This is a genomic window from Paenibacillus abyssi (assembly GCF_014640295.1).
Lineage (GTDB): Bacteria > Bacillota > Bacilli > Paenibacillales > Paenibacillaceae > Paenibacillus_D > Paenibacillus_D abyssi.
In genome coordinates this window covers 161,634-181,731 of sequence record NZ_BMGR01000006.1, presented here as the reverse complement: position 1 = coordinate 181,731, position 20,098 = coordinate 161,634, and the positions used below count along the sequence as shown (strand labels likewise).

Here is a 20,098-nt window from a genome sequence, read left to right as displayed (position 1 = left end):
AGTATACTTAGAAGGACAGAACATTTTGAAAGGGGCTGTGCCGTCATGCGTGCTGCCAGCGAGATGACAACAGGGGTGTTTCCATCCGTATGTTCACTGGATTGCCCGGACCAATGCGGGTTGCTCATTCATAAAGAAGACGGAAAGATTGTAAAAATAGATGGAGATCCCGCGCATCCCGTCACAAAAGGCAAGATATGCAACAAGGTTCGCCATATGGCTGAGCGGATCTATGATGCCGAGCGTCTGCAGTATCCTCTTAAGCGCATCGGGAAAAAGGGAGAGAACCGGTTTGAAAGGATCTCCTGGGAAGAAGCGATGGACACGATATCGTCCAAATGGAAAACGCTCATAACGGCAGAGGGCGCTGAAAGCATCCTGCCTTACAGCTTTTACGGAAACATGGGCAGGATCGGAACCGAAGGCATGGACCGGCGCTTTTTTAACCGGTTGGGCGCGAGCCGCTTGCAGTATACAATCTGTGAAGCCGCGGGCACGGAAGGTTACAAATATACGATGGGCGGCAGCTTCGGGACAGATCCCGAGGATACGGTCCACGCCAAGCTGCATATCTTCTGGGGCATCAATGCGGTGAGCACGAATATGCATCAGGTGGTGCTCTCCGAGCAGGCCCGCAAGGACGGCGCTCAGATAGTAGTCATTGACGTTCATAAGAACCAAACCGGGCGATGGGCGGACTGGTTTATTCCGATCAAGCCGGGTACGGACGCCGCGCTTGCGCTCGGATTGATGCATATCCTGTTTGCGGAAAACATGGTCGACGAAGCCTTCCTTCAGCAATACACCGTGGGACATGAAGAGCTCCGGCAGCATGTGCGGCAGTATGATCCGGAGACCGTTTCTTCCATTACCGGGGTTCCGGCAGCGGATATTTACCGGCTTGCGCGTCTATATGGACGAACCAACCCTTCCTTCATCCGGATCGGTAACGGGATCCAGCACCATGATAATGGCGGCATGTGCGTACGGACGATCGCTTGTTTGCCTGCGTTGACAGGCCAATGGATGCATCAGGGCGGCGGCGCCATCAAAGGGAACGGCTCTTATGTGGAGCATAATACGGCTGCGCTTCAGCGGCCGGACTTACGGCAGGAGCATACCCGTTACATTAATATGAATCTGCTGGGCAGTGCATTGCTTGAACTGGATCCTCCGATCCGATCGTTATATGTCTATAACTCGAACCCCGCCCTCGTAGCTCCGAATGCCGGCAAAGTGAGGCAGGGGCTTGAGAGGGAAGATTTATTCACGATTGTGCACGATCTGTTCCTGACCGAAACGGCCCGTTATGCGGATATTGTGCTGCCTGCGACGTCTTCTTTCGAAAATACGGACCTGTACCATTCTTATTGGCATCATTATGTGCAAATACAGCAGCCCGTAATTGCACCTTACGCAGAGAGCAAGTCGAATGTGGAGGTGTTCCGTTTGCTGGCGCAAGCCATGGGATTTGAAGAGCCGGCATTTCAGGATACGGAGGCGGACATGATCCGCCAAGCATTGGATTACCCAAGCAATCCGAATATGGCGGGAATTACCTATGAAAGACTGGCAGAGGAACAATTCGTTAAAGCGAACACACAACCATTATTGCCGGGGAAATTACGAACGCCAAGCGGTAAAATTGAGCTTTATTCAAAATCGATGGAACGCAGAGGATACCCGCCTTTGCCTACCTATACACCGTTGAGCGAAAATGAGGACCTGCCATTCCTGTTTATTCCCGCTCCTAACCATAATTTCCTGAATTCCACATTCTCCAATAACGGCAAGCATGTAAGGATGGAGAAAAAACAGAGGCTGCATATGAATGCAGCGGATGCCTCGATCCTCGGGATAACGGATGGGAAAGACGTCCGGGTATGGAATGCGCGAGGAGAATGTGTACTTGAAGCTGCGGTGGGCGAGGATGTACTGCCGGGCGTCGTCGTAAGCCAAGGCCTGTGGGCCGACTCCCCTGGAAGCAAAAACGTAGTCAATGCGCTGACCCCTGACCGAATTGCCGATATGGGCGGAGGGGCAACCTTTTTTTCGGGTAGAGTACAGATCGAGAAAGTTTGAATTTTTATTCGCCAAATCGTTCTGCGCAGCATTTATCATTTTTTAGACACTTATGATGGGGATGTTTTACCTCTTGTTAGCTATAATAGATTTCATGCAACCAGATATGCAGAGGAGGGCTGTTATGAACATTACAGATCAGAAAGTACAAGAGTTAGTGGACATGCTGCATGATGAAGATGAGGAGATTTTAAAAAAGTTCAAATTTACAATAGATGATCAATTCATGTCGGAAACCGAATCGATAAGCTTTATCCGGTTCATAAGAAGTGAATTGTCCAAACGCAACTAAAGCCGAGCCGCTGATATAGCGGCTCTTTTTATATTGTCTAAAGCTGCGTCCATGTCCGTTACCTGTGAGGCGGTACCCGTGAATTCCCCGCTGTTGCATGCATCCCTAGCTATTACACTCCCTTCCGCCAAAAAGTCATATGCCGTTTCACATGCTATTAACAGACATACTATATAGAAGTAGACTGGCGGTAAAGCTGATAATCTTGGACAAAATGATAGGCGAAAGGAGTTGAGAACGGGGATGGTCAAGGAAAAGGTAACGGTCATTTTACCTGTCTATAATAGAGAACATTACATTGAAAATGCAATTGTCAGCATTGTAAATCAGACTCTGCAGGATTGGAAAATGCTGATCATAAATGATGGTTCGACGGATGGGACGGCAGATGTCATCGACAACTATGTATCGGAAAAAATTAGCCATGTAAAGCTTTCCAAAAATCAAGGCACCGGAAAAGCATTGCAAATTGCGTTAGACCTGATCGGTACGCCGTATTTTATGATCGTTGATTCCGATGATTGGATCGAACCGCAAACCTTAGAGGTGCTCCTGCATGAAATGGAGAAACAGCCCAAGAATACATCGCTGGTATACGCAAACACGGTGATTTGGCGAAAAAACAAGGGAATACCCGAATATTCAATTGAAAAACATCGTTCCTTTCAAGACAAATACGATTTCATCATGTACCGGCCAATGGTATATCCCAGGTTTTTCCGGACAGAGACCGTGCGGCGCGTCAACGGATTTGAAACGGATGATCCTTACCGGGGACGTTATGCCGAGGACCGGTATCTATTGCTTAAATTGATTGCAATCAGCGATTTTCACTGGGTGAATGCAAATCTTTATAATCTTCGAAGAAGCCATACGGATTACATTACAAACGGGAAACATCAAAAATGCTTTACGGCCGTTCTGCGATATGTCTATCTGAAAATGCTGAAACAATGGGGAGACAAATATGAGCCTGAATTTGGAATGGACCGTTATGGCTGGTTATATCTCAAAAAATTAAAAAAGAAGAAAAAATAGATGTTTCGAACATCATGGAGGGATGACTCGATGGCAAAGGAAAAAGTCACAGTCGTAATACCTGTCTATAATCGGCAGCATTATATTGAAACCACGATTGCCAGTGTATTGAAACAAACGCTAAAAGATTGGAAAATGATTATCGTGGATGATGCTTCAACGGACAAGACGCCGGATATTATCGAAAAATATAAATCAAAAAAAATTAAAACGGTCAGACTTTCCAAAAATAAAGGAACGGCCGTTGCGCTACAAACGGCATTAGACATGATCGATACGCCCTATTTTGTCGTTGTCGATTCTGATGACTGGATTGAGCCGAAAGCTTTAGAAATACTCTTAAATGAAATGGAAAAACAACCGATAAAAACTTCATTGATCTATGCAAACACGATCGTGTGGACTGATTTTGGGGGGAAGTTAAATAAAGTTGTCGTCGAAAAGCACCGGTCTTTTCAGGATAAATATGATTTTCTCCGATATGGATCGATGGTATATCCCCGTTTCTTTAGGACGGAAACCGTCCGCAGAGTCAACGGATTTGAAACCGATGATCCGCATCAAGGGCGTTATGAGCAAGACCGGTATCTATTGCTTAAGTTGATTGGTATCAGCCAATTTCACTGGGTGGATGCGGATCTGTACAATTGCCGGTCTCATGGCAGTAATTCTACGCAGCCTAAAAACAGAAAATATTTTGCGGAAGTAAAACGTTATATTTTCACGAAAATGTTGAAACAATGGGGAGACGAGTACGAAGCCGAATTTGCAATTGCCAGTGACGGATGGCTGTATATAAAGAAATTAAAGAAGCGCGATCAAGGTTGACTATTGTAATTGTAATTGTATACGATATAATTTCTAGATTTCTTTGATGTATTTGAGAAAGCACGGTGAAACGCTTGTGAAACGCTTGAAGGAACGATGGATGAATGTAACATTAAGACATAAGCTGATATGGGCCTTTTCCTGTTTTATTATTATCCCTTTTGTTATTGTCGGCGGTACGTTGTCTTGGCTGTATGTCGAATCGAACCGGAGCATGATATTGGATGCGGCTGTTGAAAACAATCAACAAATCGTTAGAAATATCGATACCTCGATCAATCCGATTCTGCGATTATCGATGTATCCCAATCAGGACCGAGAGCTGTTCCACATGATGCAAAAGGATTATGCCGCTTTGCCTTATCCCCTGTACGAGCGGCAAAAGGATTTCGATACGGTGGGCGGAATTATCCGCAGCAGCATGCTGTTATATACCGATTTGGTCGACTCGGTCGTCATTTATCAACGGAAGAGCCACATCATTCTCGGAAGAAGCAACACGAATTATATGGACCATCATTATTTGGAAAATGGTTTTTATGACGAACCGTTTATCCAGGCCATAGCCAAGGAAAACGGAAGGTATGTGCTGATCGGGGTTCATCCTGAAAAGCTGATGTCTTTTCAGGATGAGCCTGTCGTTTCGGTCGGACGGGCGATCGTGGATCCGTATTCCAAAAAAAATCTCGGTTTTATATTATTAAATATCGGAGTTGAAAAGCTTAAAACATTATGGAGCGACATTCACTTCACTGACAACACCCGATTCTATCTGGTAGATGAAAATGATAATATCATCTACAGCAAAGCGGGCAGTGAAATCGGACAAGCCGCTGCCGATATAATAGGTGACGATTATGATAGAGGTCACTATGTGATCTCGGCTGCTTCAGACTTGTCGGGATGGAAAGCGGTTACGATTATTCCGAAAAACGAGCTGTTTGGTTTTGTGGATACGATCGTTAGAACGATCGTAATCACGCTGCTCGTATTGCTGGGTCTGTCGATCATCACCTCGATCTACATCGCTACAGGCATCACGAAGCCGTTATTGATTCTGGAGCGGAAGATGAAGCTGGTATCGCAAGGCAATCTGGACGTGGACATCGATATTCAGCAAGGCGAAATCGGTAAGATAAGCATAACGATTGACAAAATGCTGAAAGAAATTCGAAGATTAATTCAGAAAATCGTGCATGAAGAACAGGAAAAGAGGAAGCTGGAGCTGCTCGCGCTGCAATCGCAGATCAAACCCCACTTCATGTACAACACGCTTAACGTCATTAAATGGATGGCTAAAATTCAAGGCGCTTCCGGAATCGAAGAGGCGCTGACGGCCTTTTCATCCGTGATTAAGTTCACGGCCAAAACGGAAACCGACGAGGTTCTGATCAAGGACGAGGTTATATTCATTCAAAATTACACAAAAATTTTGGACTTCCGTTATTTAAATAAATTTGAAGTATTGTATGATATTGAACCGGCTGTGCTGGAATACAAGACATTAAAGTTTATACTGCAGCCCCTGGTTGAAAATGCAATTTTCCATGGCTTTGATGAAATCGATTATAAAGGAAAGCTGACGATTCGGATTTACGAGCAATCGGGCCATGTCATTATGATCGTCGCGGACAACGGCAGAGGCATGACGGGCACTGAGCAACAAGATCTGGCACAGAGCGAACCGGCCGATCATTTGAATGCAATCGGCATTAATAATATCCGCAAACGAATCGAGCTCAACTATGGGGACGGGTGCGGCTTGTGGATTACAAGCGGGCAGAACAACGGAACGGTTGCTAAAATCGTAATTCCTGTGATGAAAAAATGAGAATGCAGGTGAGACGTGATGAGAATACTTATCGTGGATGATGAACCGCTCGTGCGGATCGGAATTAAATCGGCGATCGATTGGGAAGCGGAAGGCATGGAAATCGTGGGCGAAGCGGGGGATGGAGAAGAGGCCGTCAGGCTGATGCTCGAACGCAAGCCCGACGTCGTCATGCTCGATATTAAAATGCCGAAAAAAGACGGCCTGGATGTGCTTGCGGAAATGAAAGAAAAAGGCATAACGGCCAAGGCCATTATATTAAGCAGCTTTGATGACTTCATGCATGTTAAAGAAGCGATGAAATTAGGTGCCGTGGACTACTTTCATAAACCGGGCATGAATGAGCAAGAGATCAAAAAAGCACTAAAACATGTGAAAGAGAATCTGAATCCCATTCAGCAGACAGGGGCCGCCGAGTTGAATCATCGTGTAAAGGCAGCGACGCTTGAAGATATGCTCAGCGGCGCTGTGGACGGTGCACTGGAAACAAAGCTGAAGGAAAACAATATTTTTATCGTGCTGTTTACGGTAAAGAAATATACGGCGGTCGTCAAACGGTATACGGGGCAAAACACAGCCATACTGCCCAATACGATAGCAAACATCCTATTCGAGCTGTTGTCTAAAGAGAAAGAGTCGGAGTTTGTGCAGCTGGAGGACAATTTATATACGATTTGTGTCAGTCACAGCGAATCAAAAAGCGTACAAGCTGCGTTCTCGCATGTTAACGATCTCGTCTATACGATCAGTTCTTCGCTTAAGCGGTTTTTAAACATCGAAACGGTGTTTGGAGTCAGCAGAGTATTTCACTCCTTCGGCGGCTTCAAGCAGGCGGCAGGGGAAGCAAAGCAGGCGCTGGAGCAGCGGTTCTATCATCCCAACGATCCGTTGTTTTATTATGAGCCCCGCAAGATCGAAGAAGAGCAGGCGATGGAACGGATCAATGATTTAATCGTGCTGATGAAAAACAGGCTGAAGGCGGAAAAGTATGACGAGTTTGCCGTTCATTTGGCGCAGTGGGAGCAATATGTGCAGGACACTGAGTTCATGAGTGAGCGGGATGTCAAAAAAATTTATGAAGGCTTGCTGTTCATGATGCAGGACGGGGAGGAATATCTGGAGGGAGGAGGCGACGCGGAGCATATTGAAGAGTTCAATGAATTGTCAGCTTATTACCATGCCGTATTTAACGAGAAGCTGACCGCCAGGATCGCCGGGAAAAACAAAGACTACAGTCCCCTCACCCGCAATATTATTCAGTTCATCGATAAACACTATAACGAGAATATTTCCTTGAAGATGCTGGGCGAACAATTCCATGCCAGCCCGAACTATATCAGCAGGCTTTTTAAACAGGAAACGGAGCGGGGATTATTCGATTACATTAACGAAGTCCGCATCCATAACGCAAAAGAGCTGCTCAAGGATTACAAATACAAAATTTATGAGGTCGCTGAGATGGTAGGTTATAACAGCCAGGCTCACTTTGCGATCGTCTTTCATAAATATGCGGGAGTCTCGCCAAAAGAATACCGCAAGGAAAAAGGTTGATTGAATGAAAGAAAGGTAAACAATATTAAAAAAATAACGATCAAGCCGGAATGAATAAAAAAATAAGGATATCTTATGAAATTAATCATCATTTGATTAATTTTTTTTGTGTGCGGATGCCTTTAACATAGCTATAGAAAGTTAAATTATATACATCTAGGGGGATGACCATGAAAAAGACGAAAAGGCTTACGGGAATGTTGATCGTTTCCTTGATTTTATTGGTTGCCTTGGCGGCATGCGGTGGCAACGCCAACAACAACGCTAACAACGGCAGCAGCCAAGCCGGCGAAGCGGGCGCGGAAAAAGCAACTGTTACGATGGGCTTCTGGGGAACGGCGCAGGATCTGCAAATTTATCAGGCTGCGGCGGACGCGATTTCCGAGCAGTACCCGAATATTGAACTGAAAATCAAGCAGTATCCGAGCAGCGATCAATTCTGGAACACGCTTCCTGGTGAGATTGCGGCAGGCGTAGCACCGGATTTTATCAAAATTTCCAATGAAGGTTCGTTCGAATATATCAATAAAGGCTTGTTCGCTCCACTGGACGAGCACATCGGGCCTTCCGGTGTGGATATGAGCCGCTTCTCCGAATCCGCGATGGATATTTGGAAGGTGGACGGCAAGCAATATGGCGTTCCAAACACGGCGATGCCGGCGATGTTCTTCATCAACGAAGATCTGTGGAAAGAAGCCGGACTTGGCGAGTACCCGAAAACGTGGGATGAAGTAGAAGCAGCGGCGAAAGAGCTGACGAACAAAGACCGTTACGGCATCGCGATCAATATTGATGCTTACCACATTACGAATATTGCAAAAAGCTATGGCGGTGACTGGGGCAACGGCGCAACGATCAACTCCCCGGAGAACGTCCAAGCGCTGCAAAAAATCTTTGACATGTACGAAGAAGGCATTGCGGTAACACCGAAATCCCTTGGATACGGTTGGGACGGAGAAGTGTTCGCTAACGGTAAAGCGGTTATGACAACCGGCGGATACTGGTATAAAGGCTACTTGAAGGATGCTGCTCCTGATCTGAAATATGTTGCTTTCCCGGTACCTGAAGGTACAACGGCTGGCAGCACAATGATCGCTGACGGTTATGTCGTATTGAAAGATGCGAAGAACAAGGAAGCGGCGCTTCAAGCAGCGTATTTCATGACGAATGATACAGTCCTGACGGAATTCTTGAAGCTGGGCGCTAACCCGGCGGTTCCTGGCCTCTCTTCCCAGTACTTCGAAGAAAATCCGGAGTTCGCGAATGTTCAGCCTGCACTGGAATACAGCACAGACTTTGCGTATCCGGCTGAGACGAAGAGGTTCAGAGACGAATTGGTCAACCAGATCGAATCCGTTGTGCTCGGCGGAGTGAAGAAATCGCCGCAAGAAATACTCGACGGCATTCAAGAACAATTTAAATAAAACCAGCCGTTCCCGTTTCCGCCGCGCGGAGGCGGGAACGACTTTGTTTCGAGGGATTTTAAACTAAATTATGGAATTCAGGACAGGAGGTATATGATGGCTGCCTATGGGAATGAAAACGCAGAAATGCGGCTGAATAACGGAAAAAAGCAATCCTGGCTCCGCAGCTTGGCGGATTCGGATCTGGCTGTCGGGTGGCTGTTCACCTTGCCTTTTTTGGTGTTATGGGCATGGTGGTTCTTTTATCCTTTCTTACAATCGTTTATTAGAAGCTTTCAAGATGCCAACTTCGCTTCGCTCGGCGATGCGAAATTTATCGGTTTGCAGAACTATGTTCAAATTTTGAATGATTCCGAGTTTTACCGGGCTGTTATCCATTCCCTGCAGATTGTCGTCATTGCGGTTCCGCTGCAAACCATCTTGGGATTGATCATGGCGATTCTCGTGAATCAAAAACTCAAGGGAAAGGGCATGTTCAGAACGCTCTTCTTTATCCCGTACATTACTTCGCAGATCGCGATTACAACCGTTTTTATGATGCTGTTTAAGCAGGGGACGTTTGTAACGGAGTTTTTCACGTTCTTCGGCTTCGATAATGCGACCTGGTTTGCCGATACGCGTTATGCGCTGTTATTTGTAGCGATTTTGTTTATTTTCCAGCAAGCGGGCTTCAGCATGATTGTGTATTTATCTGCGCTGCAGGAGGTTCCCAAGGATTTGTACGAGGCTGGCCAGATGGACGGCGCGTCCAAATGGGCGCAATTCCGTTATATTACGGTGCCTTATGTGAAGCCGATTACGTTCTTTGTGGTTTCCGTGGCGACGATATTGGGCTTTCAAATTTATGACCAGATTGCCGCGATTTCACGTTACGGCGCGCTCGGCTCGCCGGCCGGAGCGACAAGTACGGTTGTCACGTATTTCTACCAGCACGGTATCCGGTACATGGAGATCGGTTATGGCAGCGCGGCTGTCGTCTTGTTCTTCTTCATCATTATGATTATTACTTTCCTTCAAAAGAAACTGTTGGACGATAAGGGGTGACAAATATGAACGCGAAAAAAAGCATTCAGCTGCTTGGCAATTATTCTCTCCTTACTATACTCGGGTTCGTGTTTGCACTCCCTTTTCTATATACGCTGTATACCTCGTTTATTACGATGAGGGATGTTAACACGTTTACCTGGATAACGAACTGGACAGTGGATAACTATAAGCTGTTTTTTACCAATGAAGCCTATAACGTTCCGAAATGGCTGATGAACACCGTTATTATGACGGGCATAGTCATTCTCGGGAACTTGATAATCAATCCGATGGCCGGATTTGCGCTTGCGAAGCTGGATTTCAAGGGGAAAAAGCTGATTTACTGGATTGTCGTCGCTTCGATGATGGTTCCTTATCACATGATCTTGATTCCGGTGTATGTCAACGTGGCGCAGATCGGATGGTTGAACACGTTCTATGCATTGACCGTGCCATTCCTCTATCAATGTCTGTATATTTTCATGCTGCGGCAGTTTTTCATCAGCGTGCCGACTGAATTCATTGAAGCGGCAAGGCTGGATGGTCTAACAAAAATGGGCGCCTTCTGGCGGATCGTCTACCCTTTGGCGAAATCATCGCTGATCACGATGTCGATCCTTGCGTTCGCGGGCACATGGAACAGTTACCTGATTCCGAGTACGCTCGCCAACGATCCGGAGAAATATGTGCTTGTGGTCGGACTGAACAGCGTAAAGGATATGTTCTTTGAGAATACGCCGCTCATTATGGCCGGGGTTGTGTTGTCCACGCTGCCGATCTTGATTTTCTTCTTCCTTTTCCAACGGCAGTATATCGAAGGCATATCCAGCTCAGGGGTTAAAGGGTGATATCATTTCACAGGAATGAGGGTTAAACGATGGATTACCGTGTCATCAAAGAAGGCGACATCTTCTTGCTTACCGAACCGAATGGGGATATTACAGAAAATAATGAAGCAGGCCATGGATTGTACACGAAGGATACCCGGTTTTTGAGCCGGTTGGAGCTGTTAATTGACGGCGAAAAGCCTTCGGTGTTATCTTCCAACGCCGATAAAAGCTATTTTGCATCGATTCGCCTGATGAAGGTACGTCAAGACGAAGGCGCTATTGAGCTGCTGAGGGAACGGTTTATCTATCAGGGCGTTTTATACGAACGGATCACGTTGACGAATTTTTTTCCGGACAGCAGGACGTTTGATTTCTCTGCCGGCTTTGACGCTGATTTCCAAGATATGTTCCTTGTCCGGAAATACCGCACGGGAGAAACCGGCGAGATCACCGGACGGGAAGCGGGCGAGCGGCAGCTGTCGATCCGTTATCAAGGCAAGGACGACATTGTAAGGGAGACCGTGATTGAGTGGAATCAAGACGAGAGCGGTATCGATCCGCAAGGGATCGTTCATTTTACGATGACGCTCCAGCCGCAAGAGTCACAGCAGATCTGCTTTGTCATCACGCCGGTACTGGCAGGGGAGAAAGCGGAGCCGCTCGCGTACGAAGAAGCTCTCCGTCTCCTTGAGCAGTCCTATGACAGCTGGTATGGCGAAACAACGCGCGTCACATCAAATATGGAAGTGTTTGACGGCTTGTACCGCCGCGGTGTTCAGGATCTGCGCATGCTGATGACGGATGTGGGATACGGTGATACGCCGGTAGCCGGATTGCCATGGTTCGCGGTGCCATTCGGACGGGACAGCCTGATTACCTCCTTGTTCATGCTGCCGTTAAATCCTGAGAAAGCCAAAGGCACGTTAAGAACGCTGGCGGCCTACCAAGGCACGAAAGTCGATGCCTGGCGGGACGAGCAGCCCGGCAAGATTATGCATGAGATTCGTTTTGGCGAATTGGTGAATACGAATCAATCTCCATTCTCCCCTTACTACGGGACGGTGGATTCTACACCGCTGTTTCTCGTCTTAATCGCGGAATATGTCCGCTGGACAGGAGATCTGGCGCTTGTGGAAGAATTAAAGCCCAACATCGAACGGGCGCTGGGCTGGATAGATGGTATCATTGAAGGAACGGGAGCCGGCTTCCTGACCTACCATCAGGAAGCCGAGAAGGGCTTCCCGAACCAAGGCTGGAAAGATTCGAGCAATTCGATCGTGCATCAAACGGGCCAGTATGCGGCAACACCGATCGCATTATCCGAGGTGCAGGGTTATGTCTATCAAGCCAAGAAAGGCTTAGCGCCGATTATGGCCGTGCTGGGCGACCAAGCGCTTGCAGACAAGCTGGAGCTGGAAGCGGAAGCATTCAAGGCCCGGTTCGAAGAAGCCTTTTGGATGGAGGACGAGCAGTTCTATGCCGTTGCGCTCGACCGTGAGCAGCAGCAGGTCCGTTCCGTGACCTCCAATCCGGGCCATTTGTTAATGACTGGATTACCGGATGCCGCACGTGCGGAGCAGGTCGCAGAGCGATTGACTGCGAAAGACATGTTCAACGGCTATGGAGTGCGCACGATGAGCACCGAAGCGGCAGGCTATTATCCGATGAGCTATCACAACGGAAGCGTATGGCCGCATGACAATGGAATGATTCTGCTTGGTCTGAGCCGCTTGGGCTTTAAACGGGAAGCAAACCAGATGATTTCCGGCTTGCTGGAGGCATCCAAATCGTTTGAATATCAACGGCTGCCGGAATTGTTCTGCGGTTACGGATCCGAACTCGGGGGTCCTGTGCCTTATCCGACAACCTGTTCTCCGCAAGCATGGTCAGGCGCGACGTCATTTGTCTTCCTGCAGGCCATGCTGGGACTGGCGCCGGATGCAATTGCAAGAAAGATTGTGATGAATCCGTTTCTTCCCGATTTGTTCAATGAATTGACTGCCGAACGGGTCCGGATCGGTGACGGGCATTTATCGGTCAAATTAACGCGCACGCCTGATTCCGTTCAGGTGGATATTATAGAAAATACAACCGGTTATGAGCTGGTGCTGTAGGGAGGCGTAACGCCATGAAGAAAACGTGGTGGAAAGAAGCCGTAGTCTATCAAGTGTATTGGAGAAGCTTCTATGATACCGATGGAGACGGGTACGGGGATTTGGAAGGCGTCATCCGCAAGCTGGACTATATTAAGGAACTGGGCGCAGACGTTGTGTGGCTGAATCCTTGCTACGGATCTCCTGATGTGGATAACGGATATGATATTTCCGATTACCGTTCCATTATGCCAAAAGCGGGGACGATGGATGATTTTGAGCGTCTTCTTCAGGAGGTTCACGCACGCGGGATGAAGCTCATTATGGATTTGGTCGTTAACCATACGTCCGATCAGCATCCATGGTTCGTGGAATCCCGTTCATCCAAGGACAATCCGTACCGTGACTATTACATTTGGCGTAAGGAGGCGAATAACTGGCGGTCGTATTTTACACCGTCGACATGGGAATATGACGAGACGACCGGAGAATATTATTTCCACTCCTTCGCGACTGAGCAGCCGGATTTGAACTGGGAAAACCCGAAGGTACGGGAAGAAATTTTCGATATGATGCGTTTCTGGCTGGATAAAGGCATCGACGGCTTCCGCATGGATGTCATTAATCTGCTGGCCAAGCAAGCGGGCTTCCCGGATGCGGAACATCCGGACGTCATCTCCTACCTGGGCAACAATCCCGGCATTCATGACTATCTTCAGGAAATGCATGAGAAGGTATTAAAGCATTATGATGTGTTTACTGTCGGTGAAATTCCGTTCGTTACGCCTGAAGATGGACTTCTGTATGTCGGCGAAGACCGCGGCGAGCTCAATACGCTGTTCCATTTTGAAGTATGCGATTATATGGCGCATTGGGATATGGCGCGGTTCAAAGAGATTCAAAAGAGATGGTACGAGGGTATGTGGGGCAGAGGCTGGAATTCGCAGTTCTTGAACAACCATGACCATACCCGTCTTGTGACAAGGTTCGGAAATGACACCACGTTCCGCACGGAATCGGCAACCTGCTTTGCAACGCTGCTTCATACGCTGCCGGGCATGCCATATGTCTACCAAGGCGAAGAGATTGGGATGACGGGCGTACGGTTTGATACGATCGACGACTATAACGATATCGCGATGAAAAACAAGTATAAAGAAGAAACGGGGAAAGGCAGAGATCCGCAGGAAGTGTTCGAGAGCCTGCTCCATCTTGCACGGGACAACTCCAGAACGCCGATGCACTGGGACGATTCGAGCATGGCCGGCTTTACCGGCGGCACGCCATGGATCAAGGTGAACCCGAACTACAAGGAAATCAACGTGGCCGCGGCGCTGGCTGATCCGAATTCCGTATTCTATTACTATAAGAAGCTTATTCAGCTTCGCAAGGAACACGAGGTCATGGTATACGGAAGCTACGAACCGGTTCTGGAGGATCATCCGCAGCTGTATGCATATTTCCGTACGCTCGGAACCGAGAAATGGCTTATCGTGCTAAATATTTCCGAGCAGTCCGTATCGTTCGAGCTGCCGGAATCGGCCGCATCCGTCTCCCGGGAAACTGTAATTACGAACTATCCGGATGATCATGCAGGCGGCAGCGGCGCTTTGACGATGAGACCTTTTGAGGCTGTCATCTACCGGTTTTAAATTAAGCTCAGTCAGCCGCCGTTCACTGTATGCTCCGATCGGGGAGCGGCGGTTCCTGTCCATCCGGAACTGCGCCCCTCCCAATAGTTAGACTTCTCAATAGGCTTCGCAGGCTGCTTTGCACCCTGTGGAGCCTATTCTATTTTGTAAGTCCGACCAGATGCTTGCAGTATCCGTTTCTTTCTTCCTACTTCGCAGTTCAGCCCTCGTGTGCCTTGTTTTCACACTTCTCACCGAATTTAACAGGAATTCCTCCCGCAGATGTAGTTCGATTATCGCGGGAAATCAGATTAGATGGAAAAGCTCCATCAAAATTCATACTTTATTCCGGGAATGGACCGTTATCGATGGGTTAGCTCCGGGTTTTCCAGTTAGTGAAGGTGCTGCAGAGTGGTTCAGGAGAATTAGATGGATGTTTTCCGGCTAATTGTGCCAATCAGCAGCAGTGGTTTAGCTAACGGCGGCAAGGAATAGGATTGCTGGGAATGGAAACCATAACGAAATGAGCAAAGTGATTTGCCTCTGAAAAACTTAACGTTGCAAGGAGGTATGCATATGAGTGAGCAAACAATCAATATACAAATCAACGACAGGACGTACAGCTGCTCACCGGATCAAAGCATTCTGCAGGTCGCAGAATCTCACGATTTCTACATTCCTCATATCTGTTATCACGGCAACCTCGGCGCGATTCAATCCTGCGATACCTGTATGGTAGAAGTCGATGGCGTGCTGCAGCGGTCATGCTCCACGTCGGTTAAGCCGGGCATGAAGGTTGACAGTATATCACCCAGGGCCAAAGCCGCTCAAATGGAGGCCATGCAGCGTATTTTGCAAAATCACGAGCTGTATTGCACGGTGTGTGACAATAATAACGGTAACTGCACAGTGCATAATACAGCGGAATATTTGCAGGTCGAGCATCAGAAATACGAGTTTGCGCCTAAGCCTTACCCGCCGGACAACTCGCATCCATTTTACCGTTATGAGCCGGACCAGTGTATTCTGTGCGGACGCTGCGTGGAAGCCTGCCAGGATCTGCAGGTGAATGAAACGCTGACGATTGACTGGAGCCTTGAGCGGCCCAGAGTGTTATGGGATAACGGGGTACCTATCGATGAATCGTCCTGCGTCTCCTGCGGACACTGCGTTAACGTATGCCCTTGCAATGCATTAATGGAAAAGTCGATGCTCGGAGAGGCCGGGTACCTGACAAGCATTCCGAATAATGTGCTGCTGCCGATGATTGATCTGACGAAGGAAGTGGAACCGGGGTATCAGGAAATATTCGCGATATCGGAAGTCGAAGCGGCAATGCGAAAATCCCGGATCAAACGGACCAAGACCGTATGTACCTATTGCGGCGTCGGCTGCAGCTTTGAGGTGTGGACCAAAGACCGTAAAATCCTCAAGATCGAACCGCAAGAAGCAGCGCCGGTAAACGGAATTTCAACCTGTATCAAAGGCAAATTCGGCTGGGACTTTGTCAACAGCGAGGAGCGTTTGACCAAGCCGCTGATCCGTAAAGGGGACCGGTTTGTTGAGGCGACATGGGATGAGGCGCTTACCTTGGTGGCCAGCAAATTGAAGGAGATCAGGGACACACACGGCCCGGAATCGATAGGTTATATCTCTTCTTCAAAGTGCAGCAATGAAGAAAACTTCATTTTCCAAAAGTTTGCACGGGCCATTATGGGAAGCAATAACGTGGATAACTGCTCCCGGTACTGCCAGTCCCCGGCAACGGCAGGTTTGATGCGGACAGTTGGAATCGGCGGGGATTCGGGGACGATCCGCGATATTGCCGCGTCGGAATTGGTCGTTGTCATCGGAGCGAACCCGGCTGAATCCCATCCGGTATTAGCGACGCGTGTCAAACGGGCCCACAAACTGCATGGCCAAAAATTGGCGGTTATCGACCTTAGAAAACATGAGCTGGCGGAAAGAGCGGACCTGTTCCTGCAGCCTAAGCCGGGAAGCGATCTGATCTGGTTGTCCGCGGTTACGAAATACATTCTCGATCAAGGCTGGGAAGATCGAGCGTTCTTGAACCAGCGGGTTAATGGTGTAGACCAGTACATTCAATCCCTGGAGAAGTATACGCTGGAGTATGCGGAGAAAACAACGGGCTTGAGCAAAGAAAACCTTATTCGGCTCGCAACGATGATTCACGAAGCCCAATCCGTCTGCGCCTTGTGGGCAATGGGGGTTACACAGCATATCGGCGCCACCGATACAAGCACGGCAATCAGCAATCTGTTATTAATTACTGGGAATTATGGCCGACCGGGAACAGGGGCTTATCCGCTGCGGGGGCATAACAATGTCCAGGGAGCATGTGATTTCGGGACGATGCCTGCCTGGTTCCCAGGCTATGAAGCAGTGCAGGACGAGAAGGTTCGGGCGAAATATGAAAAGGCTTGGGGCGTGAAGCTGCCTGAGAAGCCGGGCTTCAATAACCATCAAATGGTGGAAGGTGTGCATGACGGAAAATTAAAAGCGATGTACCTGTTCGGGGAAGAAATGGCGCTTGTCGATTCGAACTCCAACCATGTGCAGGCTGCATTCGATAAACTCCAATTTTTCGTGGTACAGGATATTTTCTTCTCGAAAACGGCCCAGTTCGCCGATGTGGTTCTGCCTGCGGCGCCAAGCCTGGAAAAGGACGGAACCTTTACGAATACGGAAAGACGGATCCAACGGTTCTACAAAGTTTTCGAGCCGCTTGGGGAATCCAAGCCGGATTGGATGATTATTCAGGAGGTCGCTAATCGGCTGGGCGCGAATTGGAGCTACAAGCATCCGAGCGAGCTGATGGCAGAAGCGGCAAGCCTTGCCCCTGTTTTTGCCGGGGTTAGCTATGAACGGCTGGAGCAGTGGGACAGTCTCGTATGGCCTGTTGCGCCAAATGGCGAGGATTCCCCTCTCTTGTATCAGGAACGGTTTGCTTTTCCGGATGGAAAGGCCAAGCTATTCCCGGTAGAGTGGACCCCTCCGTACGAACCGGGAGTGGAGTACGATCTGCATTTGAACAACGGCCGGCTGCTGGAGCATTTCCACGAGGGCAACATGACGTACAAATCAAAAGGCATTACGCATAAGGTGCCAAGCGAATGGTTAGAAGTGTCGCCTGAACTGGCGAAAGAACGGGGAATCGAAAGCGGTGCATTGGTTCGCCTCACCTCGCCTTATGGGGTGGTTAAAGTGCGGGTGGAGGTGACAGATCGGGTGAGGGGGAACGAGCTATATCTCACGATGAATTCATTTGATGACGGATCTGCGGTGAATTACTTGACGAGCAGCTACCATGATCGGATTACCCATACGCCGAACTTCAAAGAAATGAGCGTGAAAATGGAGATACTGGAGCCCACAGGAGATCGGCCGCTTCCCCGCGTCAATCACCGCTTTGGGAATCGTGTGCCGCAAATCGGTGTCAAGGTGCAAGAGAAATGGGATCGTCCGGACTATGTGCCGATTCCTGAATTGATCGACGGAGGGGAGCAACATGGCCAAAGCGATTACCAGCATTGAGAAGAACCGACCCACTCAGGCGGAAGCGGATGCCGAAGCAGTAGAGCAGATCCTGCAAAGCGCAGCGAAAGAGCGTGAACCTTTGCTGAAATTAATAGATATTCTCGGTGATCTGAATCGTTTAGGAATATTGGATGCTGTACAAGGGATTCTGAAAAACAGTGAGCAGATCGCTCTGATCGGGATCAATCAGATGAATAAGCCCGGTGCGCATCAAATGATTAAGAATGGCATGGGAGCGGTGCAATTTCTGAGCCAGATCGACCCGTCCAAGCTCCAAACACTGCTGCAAGGGGTATCCGCCGGCATCGACCATGCGGTTGCCGCAGAGCCGGACAGACGACAAGGATTGTGGGGCATGCTTGGGTCATTGCGCAATCCGGATGTGTCCGCGGCTTTGTCTGTGATGATGAAGTTTTTGCAGGGGATGGGTAAAGGATTGAACAAATCTCGCTGACTGACAGGAACGGGAGTGCCGACATGATTACGAAAACCATTGTCGTACAAGGAATGGACGATCAGGAAGATGTCAATAAAGTAAGGCGGGCATTGCATGAGGTATGGGGAGTAAATAAGGTCGAGATCAGCTTGAACCGCAGGGAGGCAACGTTCACTTATGACGAGACAGCAGCTTCCTTCCAGGATTTTCAGCAAGCTGTTCTGGATCAAGGCTTTGTGATTGATGAAACAGGAGGAAATCCGAATGCCCATGATATGTGAAGTATGCGGAGGAACCGAGGAAGAAGCCGAAATAGAAGCTCAGGCTGACCATCTTCATATTTGCTCTGACTGTATCGGGGATCGGCAGCAGGCGGAGCTTACAGAGTAGGAAAAGTAACATCCAGCTTCAGAATTTTTTTAATCGCTATGCTGTTCATGGTAAGAAATAACCATGTGCAGTGTAGCTTTTTTATTTTATTATAATGGCAGATAAACTGACACAAAAATATAGTACACAAAAATAATTTGTTAAAAAACAAAAAGAAAACGCTTAATAAAAGGGTTTTTCGAAATTAAGAAATACGGAGTGAGGTATTCTGACAAAAAAGTGTTTGACAAAGCAAGCATTCTCATTTAATCTATCCTTACTGGAACCGGTTCCGTAAACCGGTACCATTAACTTTCAAAGGAGAATGCTTATGAGACTGAAAGGGAAAATCGCAGTGATTACAGGGGCGGGCCCTGTTCATGGAATCGGTAAAGGAATTGCGCTTGCATATGCAAGGGAAGGCGCCGATCTTTCACTGAATTATTACGGCCATAAACTTGATGACATGGAGCAGTTTAAGAATGAGCTGGAGAGCTTCGGTGGGCGTGTAATCCTCACCGAGGGTGATATATCTCAGGTAGAGACGGCCGAGCGTCTGATAACATCAACGGTAAGTGCGTTCGGGCGCATCGATATATTGGTCAACAATGCTTATATTTCCACGCAGAGCCTGATTCAGGATATGACAGTCGAAGCATGGGATAACATGATGTCCGTCAATCTCAGAAGCGTATTTTTAACAACCAGATTTGCTGTGCCGCACATGATCGAGCAAAAGTTTGGAAGGATTATTAATATGGCTTCCCAGATTGGCCAGAAGGGCGGCGTGGAGCACAGTCATTATGCGGCTTCCAAAGCAGGAATAATCGGATTCACGAAGTCGATCGCGATGGAGCTCGGCCGTCACGGGATTACGGCGAACTGTATCGCTCCGGGGCCGATCGAAACCCATGTGATGCACACCGTCAATCAGGAATGGAGGGATAAGAAGCTGGCTGAGCTTGTCATTCCGCGATTCGGAGAAGTCGATGAGGTGTCTCCGACGGCTGTATTCCTCGCTGCCGAACCGGACGGCAACCTGTTCACAGGCCAGACGCTGGGACCTAACCTGGGAGATGTCATGCTGTAACAAAACGAACATGGGGGTG

16 protein-coding genes are annotated in these 20,098 nt (G+C 48.3%); all 16 read left to right on the top strand.

Going from position 1 to position 20,098, the window contains the following annotated elements:
* Positions 1-45 precede the first annotated feature (45 nt).
* Complete coding sequence (locus IEW11_RS10685; RefSeq protein ID WP_229725150.1) at positions 46-2,082, top strand: molybdopterin oxidoreductase family protein; 2,037 nt, start codon at positions 46-48, stop codon at positions 2,080-2,082.
* A gap of 124 nt (positions 2,083-2,206) precedes the next feature.
* Complete coding sequence (locus tag IEW11_RS10680) at positions 2,207-2,374, top strand: hypothetical protein (protein WP_188531066.1); 168 nt, start codon at positions 2,207-2,209, stop codon at positions 2,372-2,374.
* Positions 2,375-2,617: 243 nt separating this feature from the next.
* Positions 2,618-3,412 carry a glycosyltransferase family 2 protein gene (locus tag IEW11_RS10675; protein ID WP_188531065.1) on the top strand — a complete coding sequence of 265 codons (795 nt, stop codon included), beginning with the start codon at positions 2,618-2,620 and terminating at the stop codon, positions 3,410-3,412.
* A gap of 30 nt (positions 3,413-3,442) precedes the next feature.
* The gene (locus IEW11_RS10670; protein ID WP_188531064.1) at positions 3,443-4,240 is read left to right on the top strand and encodes a glycosyltransferase family 2 protein; all 798 of its coding nucleotides are present in this window, start codon (positions 3,443-3,445) and stop codon (positions 4,238-4,240) included.
* 100 nt (positions 4,241-4,340) lie between these two features.
* A complete protein-coding gene (locus IEW11_RS10665; protein WP_229725148.1) occupies positions 4,341-6,071 on the top strand; it encodes a sensor histidine kinase in 1,731 nt (576 codons plus the stop codon).
* Positions 6,072-6,089: 18 nt separating this feature from the next.
* Positions 6,090-7,622, top strand: a complete 1,533-nt coding sequence (locus tag IEW11_RS10660; RefSeq protein WP_188531062.1) for a response regulator transcription factor — start codon at positions 6,090-6,092, stop codon at positions 7,620-7,622.
* 170 nt (positions 7,623-7,792) lie between these two features.
* On the top strand, positions 7,793-9,046 hold the full coding sequence (locus IEW11_RS10655; RefSeq protein WP_188531061.1) for an ABC transporter substrate-binding protein: 1,254 nt from the start codon (positions 7,793-7,795) through the stop codon (positions 9,044-9,046).
* A 96-nt stretch (positions 9,047-9,142) separates the two neighbouring features.
* Positions 9,143-10,090 carry a carbohydrate ABC transporter permease gene (locus tag IEW11_RS10650; RefSeq protein ID WP_188531060.1) on the top strand — a complete coding sequence of 316 codons (948 nt, stop codon included), beginning with the start codon at positions 9,143-9,145 and terminating at the stop codon, positions 10,088-10,090.
* Between the two features lie 5 nt (positions 10,091-10,095).
* Complete coding sequence (locus tag IEW11_RS10645; protein ID WP_188531059.1) at positions 10,096-10,920, top strand: carbohydrate ABC transporter permease; 825 nt, start codon at positions 10,096-10,098, stop codon at positions 10,918-10,920.
* Between the two features lie 29 nt (positions 10,921-10,949).
* Complete coding sequence (locus tag IEW11_RS10640; protein WP_188531058.1) at positions 10,950-13,016, top strand: amylo-alpha-1,6-glucosidase; 2,067 nt, start codon at positions 10,950-10,952, stop codon at positions 13,014-13,016.
* Between the two features lie 14 nt (positions 13,017-13,030).
* Positions 13,031-14,647, top strand: coding sequence for a glycoside hydrolase family 13 protein (locus IEW11_RS10635; protein ID WP_188531057.1), 1,617 nt, complete (start codon positions 13,031-13,033; stop codon positions 14,645-14,647).
* Between the two features lie 555 nt (positions 14,648-15,202).
* On the top strand, positions 15,203-18,181 hold the full coding sequence (fdhF, locus tag IEW11_RS10630; protein WP_188531056.1) for a formate dehydrogenase subunit alpha: 2,979 nt from the start codon (positions 15,203-15,205) through the stop codon (positions 18,179-18,181).
* Positions 18,156-18,638 (top strand): helical membrane plugin domain-containing protein, encoded by a 483-nt coding sequence (locus IEW11_RS10625; RefSeq protein WP_188531055.1) that lies wholly within the window; start codon positions 18,156-18,158, stop codon positions 18,636-18,638. The genes fdhF and IEW11_RS10625 overlap by 26 nt, the downstream gene beginning before the upstream one ends.
* Positions 18,639-18,661: 23 nt before the next feature.
* A complete protein-coding gene (locus IEW11_RS10620) occupies positions 18,662-18,901 on the top strand; it encodes a heavy-metal-associated domain-containing protein (protein WP_188531054.1) in 240 nt (79 codons plus the stop codon).
* Positions 18,885-19,010, top strand: coding sequence for a hypothetical protein (locus IEW11_RS25140; RefSeq protein WP_268237380.1), 126 nt, complete (start codon positions 18,885-18,887; stop codon positions 19,008-19,010). The genes IEW11_RS10620 and IEW11_RS25140 overlap by 17 nt, the downstream gene beginning before the upstream one ends.
* 310 nt (positions 19,011-19,320) lie before the next feature.
* Positions 19,321-20,079, top strand: a complete 759-nt coding sequence (locus IEW11_RS10615) for an SDR family NAD(P)-dependent oxidoreductase (protein ID WP_188531053.1) — start codon at positions 19,321-19,323, stop codon at positions 20,077-20,079.
* Positions 20,080-20,098: the final 19 nt, after the last annotated feature.

Bases quoted from the DNA above. Each gene is read 5' to 3' on its own strand.
- IEW11_RS10685 (WP_229725150.1), top strand. From the start codon at position 46: ATGCGTGCTGCCAGCGAGATGACAACAGGGGTGTTTCCATCCGTATGT.
- IEW11_RS10680 (WP_188531066.1), top strand. From the start codon at position 2,207: ATGAACATTACAGATCAGAAAGTACAAGAGTTAGTGGACATGCTGCAT.
- IEW11_RS10675 (WP_188531065.1), top strand. From the start codon at position 2,618: ATGGTCAAGGAAAAGGTAACGGTCATTTTACCTGTCTATAATAGAGAA.
- IEW11_RS10670 (WP_188531064.1), top strand. From the start codon at position 3,443: ATGGCAAAGGAAAAAGTCACAGTCGTAATACCTGTCTATAATCGGCAG.
- IEW11_RS10665 (WP_229725148.1), top strand. From the start codon at position 4,341: ATGAATGTAACATTAAGACATAAGCTGATATGGGCCTTTTCCTGTTTT.
- IEW11_RS10660 (WP_188531062.1), top strand. From the start codon at position 6,090: ATGAGAATACTTATCGTGGATGATGAACCGCTCGTGCGGATCGGAATT.
- IEW11_RS10655 (WP_188531061.1), top strand. From the start codon at position 7,793: ATGAAAAAGACGAAAAGGCTTACGGGAATGTTGATCGTTTCCTTGATT.
- IEW11_RS10650 (WP_188531060.1), top strand. From the start codon at position 9,143: ATGGCTGCCTATGGGAATGAAAACGCAGAAATGCGGCTGAATAACGGA.
- IEW11_RS10645 (WP_188531059.1), top strand. From the start codon at position 10,096: ATGAACGCGAAAAAAAGCATTCAGCTGCTTGGCAATTATTCTCTCCTT.
- IEW11_RS10640 (WP_188531058.1), top strand. From the start codon at position 10,950: ATGGATTACCGTGTCATCAAAGAAGGCGACATCTTCTTGCTTACCGAA.
- IEW11_RS10635 (WP_188531057.1), top strand. From the start codon at position 13,031: ATGAAGAAAACGTGGTGGAAAGAAGCCGTAGTCTATCAAGTGTATTGG.
- fdhF (WP_188531056.1), top strand. From the start codon at position 15,203: ATGAGTGAGCAAACAATCAATATACAAATCAACGACAGGACGTACAGC.
- IEW11_RS10625 (WP_188531055.1), top strand. From the start codon at position 18,156: ATGGCCAAAGCGATTACCAGCATTGAGAAGAACCGACCCACTCAGGCG.
- IEW11_RS10620 (WP_188531054.1), top strand. From the start codon at position 18,662: ATGATTACGAAAACCATTGTCGTACAAGGAATGGACGATCAGGAAGAT.
- IEW11_RS25140 (WP_268237380.1), top strand. From the start codon at position 18,885: ATGCCCATGATATGTGAAGTATGCGGAGGAACCGAGGAAGAAGCCGAA.
- IEW11_RS10615 (WP_188531053.1), top strand. From the start codon at position 19,321: ATGAGACTGAAAGGGAAAATCGCAGTGATTACAGGGGCGGGCCCTGTT.